The organism is Streptomyces sp. W16 (assembly GCF_033194735.1).
In the GTDB taxonomy this organism is placed as follows: Bacteria; Actinomycetota; Actinomycetes; order Streptomycetales; family Streptomycetaceae; genus Streptomyces.
On the sequence record NZ_JAWOAI010000667.1, the window covers coordinates 1 to 4,521 of the forward strand.

Below are 4,521 nucleotides of genomic sequence, written 5' to 3' on the forward strand. Positions count from 1 at the left end.
GTGCGCCGGCGCAGCGCGCGCCAGGCCCGCCGGGCCGAGCAGGCCCGCGTCCGCGCCGCGCAGTCCACCGAGATCGCCCGCTATCACGTCATGGATCCGCGCCAGTTCGAGGACGCCATCGCCTACCTCTGCCACCGGGACGGATGCAGCGACGCCCGCCGGACCGGAGGCGCCGGCGACCTCGGAGCCGACGTCGTCGCGAACGCACCCGACGGACGGCGCATCGTCATCCAGTGCAAGCGCTACGGCCCGACCACCACCGTCGGATCCGGCGACCTCCAGCGCTTCGGAGGCACCTGCTACAACGTCCACGGCGCCCAGGTCGCCGCCATTGTCACCACCTCGCGGTTCACCAAGCCCGCCACGAACTACGCCCAGTCCATGGGCATCCGCCTGTTCGACCAACACGCCCTCGCGGCCTGGGCCAGCCGCACCGGCCCCGCCCCCTGGATGCTGTGAGCCCCACGATGGACACCGAACTCATCGCCACCGCCCGGCTGGATCTCATCCCCCTGAGCGCGGCGCACGCGGAGGAAATGGCCACGGTCCTCTCCTCCCCCGCCCTCCACACCTTCACCGGCGGCGAACCCCTGCCTCCGGACGCCCTGCGAACCCGCTACGAAGGCCTGGTGGCGGGCTCCCCGGACCCCTCGTCCGCCGTCTGGTGCAACTGGGTCCTACAACTCCGGGCGGAATCCCGCCTGGTGGGCACGGTCCAGGCGACGGTCACGGAGGCGGCGTCGGTCGCGGAGATCGCCTGGGTGGTCGGAACACCGTGGCAGGGCCAGGGTCTGGCCACGGAGGCGGCCAAGGGCCTGGTGTCCTGGCTCGGCGAACACTCGGTCCCTACGATCGTGGCGCACATCCACCCGGACCATCGGGCATCCGCCGCGGTCGCCACGGCAGTTGGGCTGGCGCCGACGGAGAAGTGGCAGGACGGCGAGATCAGGTGGCAGCGCGCCACGCGTCCGTGAACTCCCGTACACCCGCGAACCGTTCGGCGGGATCGTCACGGGTCGCCCTTTCCAGTACGGCGAGTTGACCCGCCGTACCACGCCAGGCCCGCCGCTCACCGCCGTCGAGGAGGACATGGGCGCTGCGGCCGAGGGCGTAGACCGTCGTACGGATGTCGACGCGGGCGCCCCGGTGCCACTCCTCGGGAGCCATGAAGCGGGCCGAGCCCGGGAGGCGGTCCTCGTCGAGGACGAAGGGGCCGGGGCGGTACTCGTCGAGGTCGATGAGATGGAGCGCGTCGCCGCCGAAGTCGTACAGGAACGCGCCGTCGTAGAGATCGACCGCCACCATCCCGGCCGCCTCCACCGCGAGGTGCGCGTCCAGGACGCGGTCGACCGCGCGCAGAACGGAGGCGAGGGGCAGGGCGCGGAAACGGGCGCGGGCGGGGCCGTACAGGGACTTGCCGTCGCACCAGGGCATGACGACCGCCGTACGGCCGCCGTCCGCCACGGCGATCCGGTGCGACTGGGGGACGATCACCGGATGTCGCACGGCCTGATGGAAGACCCGGGCCCGGTCAAGTGAGGCCCGTGCGGGGGCTGTTGTCGCCTCCTTGACGAACCAGCTCTCACCGTCCGGGAGTTGGACGCCGTACGAGACACATCCGGAGTCCTGTTCACGGAAGGAGCGGAAGATCTCGCCGACGGTGCGGAGGTAGGGCTCGACGGCGGGGATTTCGGCAACGGCCAGGAGAGGATGGGGAGTCACGGGCATCAGCTTGTCCGAGCAACCACTCCCTCATGAAGACGCCCGAGTCACCAACTCCGTTGCCAGCACCACCTGTCGCCGCTCAAGTTCCCGGGATGTCGCCGGCCGCCGGTCCGCGATTTCCGCGAGCAGCAGGTCTATCATCGCGCGGCCCATCTCCTCGATGGGCTGGCGGACGCTGGTGAGGGGCGGGTCCATGTGGCGGGCGATGGCCGAGTCGTCGTAGCCGACGAGGGCGATGTCGTCCGGGATGCGCAGGCCCTCCTCGCGGAGTACCTGGCGGGCGCCGGCCGCCATGACGTCCGAGCCGGCGAAGACCGCGTCGACGTCGGGGCGGCGGGCCAGCAGTTCCTTCATCGCTCGTCGGCCGCCCTCCTCCGTGAAGTCGCCCGGCTGGATGAGGTGTTCGTCCACCTCGTGGCCCGCGTCGAGCAGCGCCTCGCGGTAGCCGTCGACGCGGCGCTGGGCGCCGTAGACGTCGAGGCGGCCGGTGATGTGCGCGATGCGCGTGCGGCCTCGGGACAGCAAGTGCTCCACGGCCGAGCGGGCTCCGCCGTAGTTGTCCGAGTCGACCGACGTCAGGGTCTCCGCCGCCGATCGCGGGCCGCTGATCACCGCCGGGATTTCCAGTTGCGCCAGCAAGTCCGGTAGCGGGTCGTCCGCGTGGACCGAGACCAGCAGGACGCCGTCCACCCGGTGTGCGGCCAAGTACTGGGCCAGGCGCTGCCGTTCGCGGTCGCTGCCCGCGAAGATGAGCAGCAACTGCATCTCGGTTTCCGAGAGTTCGGAGCCGACGCCCTTGAGCATGTCCGAGAAGTACGGCTCCGCGAAGAAGCGGGTCTCGGGCTCGGGGACGACGAGGGCGATGGCGTCGGTGCGGTTCGCGGCGAGGGCGCGGGCGGCCGTGTTGGGGACGTAGCCGAGTTCGGCGACCGCCGCCTCGACGGCCGCGCGGGTCGCGTCGCTGACTCTTGGCGAACCGTTGATCACCCGGGAGACGGTGCCGCGGCCCACCCCGGCGCGCGCCGCGACCTCCTCCAAGGTCGGCCGGCCGCCACTCCGGCTCCGCGCTCCGTGGCCTGCCATTGGCTCCGCCTCCTGTCGACCCACCCGTTGGCCTGGAATGTAACAGTCCTGATCAGGGAAGAGGGGCGTGAAGAGTCCCGCCTCCGGCCGAATCCCCGCCTCTCGCACAGTTAGCTAACAGACGAATAACTGAACGCATCTCTCCGCGTCCGGTCCCTTGACACCCCCGCGCGAACCGACGACTCTTCAACACATCACCGGTGGGAGCGCTCCCACGGTACCTGACACATACACATCCCGCACGTTCCCCGCCCGAGCCGCAGCGTGAACTAACGGGCCCAACAATGCAGTTGGCCGGGGGGTCGGCACGTCAGGCAACAGGAGGACGCAATGCGCACGAGTACCCGACGGTCCCATCGGCTGATGGCCCTCGCGGCCGTCGCCGCCCTGACCACAGGGGTGCTGGCCGGCTGCTCCAGTGACTCGGACGGCACCTCGTCGAACGCGAGTGACAGCGGCAAGGGCAAGACCACGCTGACCGTCGGTACCTTCGGCGTCTTCGGCTACAAGCAGGCCGGTCTGTACGACGAGTACATGAAGCTCCACCCGAACATCACCATCAAGGAGGACGTCACCACCCGTACCGACGTGTACTGGCCGAAGGTCCTCACCCGGCTCCAGGCCGGCGCGGGCACCGACGACATCCAGGCCATCGAGGTCGGCAACATCACCGAGGCCGTGCAGACGCAGGCCGACAAGTTCGTCGACCTCGGCAAGGACGTCGACAAGTCCCAGTGGCTGCCCTGGAAGAACGCCCAGGCCACCACCAAGGACGGCAAGCAGATAGGCCTCGGCACCGACACCGGCCCGATGGCGATCTGCTACCGCAAGGACCTCTTCCAGAAGGCCGGTCTGCCCACCGACCGCACCCAGCTCGCCAATCTGTGGAAGGGCGACTGGTCGAAGTACGTCAACGTCGGCAAGGACTACATGAAGAAGGCGCCCAAGGGCACCAAGTTCGTGGACTCCGCGTCCTCCGTCTACAACGCGGCCATCGGCGGCGAGAGCCAGCGGTACTACGACAAGGACGGCAACGTCATCTGGGACAAGTCGACCGGTGTGAAGGCGGCCTGGAACGCGGCGATGGCGGTGGCGACCAGCAACATGTCGGCGAAGCTCAAGCAGTTCGACCCGACCTGGGACCAGGGCTTCGCCAACGCCAGCTTCGCGACGGTGGCCTGCCCCGCCTGGATGATGGGGTACATCCAGGAGAAGGCCGGCACCGCCGGCAGCGGCAAGTGGGACGTGGCGGCGGCGCCGACCGCGGCCAACTGGGGCGGTTCGTTCCTCGGTGTTCCCACGGCGTCCAAGCACCAGGCCGACGCCATCGCGCTGGCGAAGTGGCTGACCGCGCCGGAACAGCAGGAGAAGGTCTTCGCCAAGCAGGCCAGCTTCCCGTCCACCCCGGCGGCGTACCCGAACCTGAAGCCGGCCGCCGCCACGACGACGTACTTCTCGAACGCGCCGATCACTCAGATCTTCTCCGACTCGGCGAAGACGATCCCAGTGCAGGTCTTCGGCATCAAGGACCAGCCGATCGGTACCGCGATCACTGATGTCGGCATCCTCCAGGTGGAGCAGAAGGGCAAGACCCCGGCCCAGGGATGGAGCGCCGCCACCAAGGAGATCAAGGACGTGCTCGGGCAGTGAGCAGCTCCAAGCAGGCCCTCGCACACCCCGCGCCGGGCTCCGGCGCCGCGCCCGGCGACCAGC

Annotated in this window: 5 protein-coding genes; 3 read left to right on the forward strand and 2 right to left on the reverse strand. The window is 69.7% G+C overall.

Going from position 1 to position 4,521, the window contains the following annotated elements; genetic code table 11:
* Both R6V09_RS46640 and R6V09_RS46645 read left to right on the forward strand, forming a co-directional pair.
* Positions 1-459 (forward strand): restriction endonuclease (locus R6V09_RS46640; RefSeq protein WP_317887529.1); only part of this gene is annotated, 459 nt, incomplete at its 5' end.
* An 8-nt stretch (positions 460-467) separates the two neighbouring features.
* On the forward strand, positions 468-974 hold the full coding sequence (locus R6V09_RS46645; RefSeq protein WP_317887533.1) for a GNAT family N-acetyltransferase: 507 nt from the start codon (positions 468-470) through the stop codon (positions 972-974).
* Here the strand turns inward: R6V09_RS46645 and R6V09_RS46650 are convergent.
* Together R6V09_RS46650 and R6V09_RS46655 are read right to left on the reverse strand one after the other, a co-directional pair.
* The gene (locus R6V09_RS46650) at positions 946-1,728 is read right to left on the reverse strand and encodes a serine/threonine protein kinase (protein WP_317887530.1); all 783 of its coding nucleotides are present in this window, start codon (positions 1,726-1,728) and stop codon (positions 946-948) included. The genes R6V09_RS46645 and R6V09_RS46650 overlap by 29 nt on opposite strands.
* A gap of 24 nt (positions 1,729-1,752) precedes the next feature.
* Entirely contained in the window at positions 1,753-2,808 is a 1,056-nt protein-coding gene (locus tag R6V09_RS46655) for a LacI family DNA-binding transcriptional regulator (RefSeq protein ID WP_317887531.1), read from the reverse strand.
* 330 nt (positions 2,809-3,138) lie between these two features.
* Here R6V09_RS46655 and R6V09_RS46660 point away from each other — a divergent pair, with 330 nt between their 5' ends.
* Entirely contained in the window at positions 3,139-4,458 is a 1,320-nt protein-coding gene (locus R6V09_RS46660; RefSeq protein WP_317887532.1) for an ABC transporter substrate-binding protein, read from the forward strand.
* Positions 4,459-4,521: the final 63 nt, after the last annotated feature.

Excerpts from the sequence above, each read along its gene's own strand:
- R6V09_RS46650 (WP_317887530.1), bottom strand. The coding sequence starts at position 1,728 with ATGCCCGTGACTCCCCATCCTCTCCTGGCCGTTGCCGAAATCCCCGCC.
- R6V09_RS46655 (WP_317887531.1), bottom strand. The coding sequence starts at position 2,808 with ATGGCAGGCCACGGAGCGCGGAGCCGGAGTGGCGGCCGGCCGACCTTG.
- R6V09_RS46645 (WP_317887533.1), top strand. The coding sequence starts at position 468 with ATGGACACCGAACTCATCGCCACCGCCCGGCTGGATCTCATCCCCCTG.
- R6V09_RS46660 (WP_317887532.1), top strand. The coding sequence starts at position 3,139 with ATGCGCACGAGTACCCGACGGTCCCATCGGCTGATGGCCCTCGCGGCC.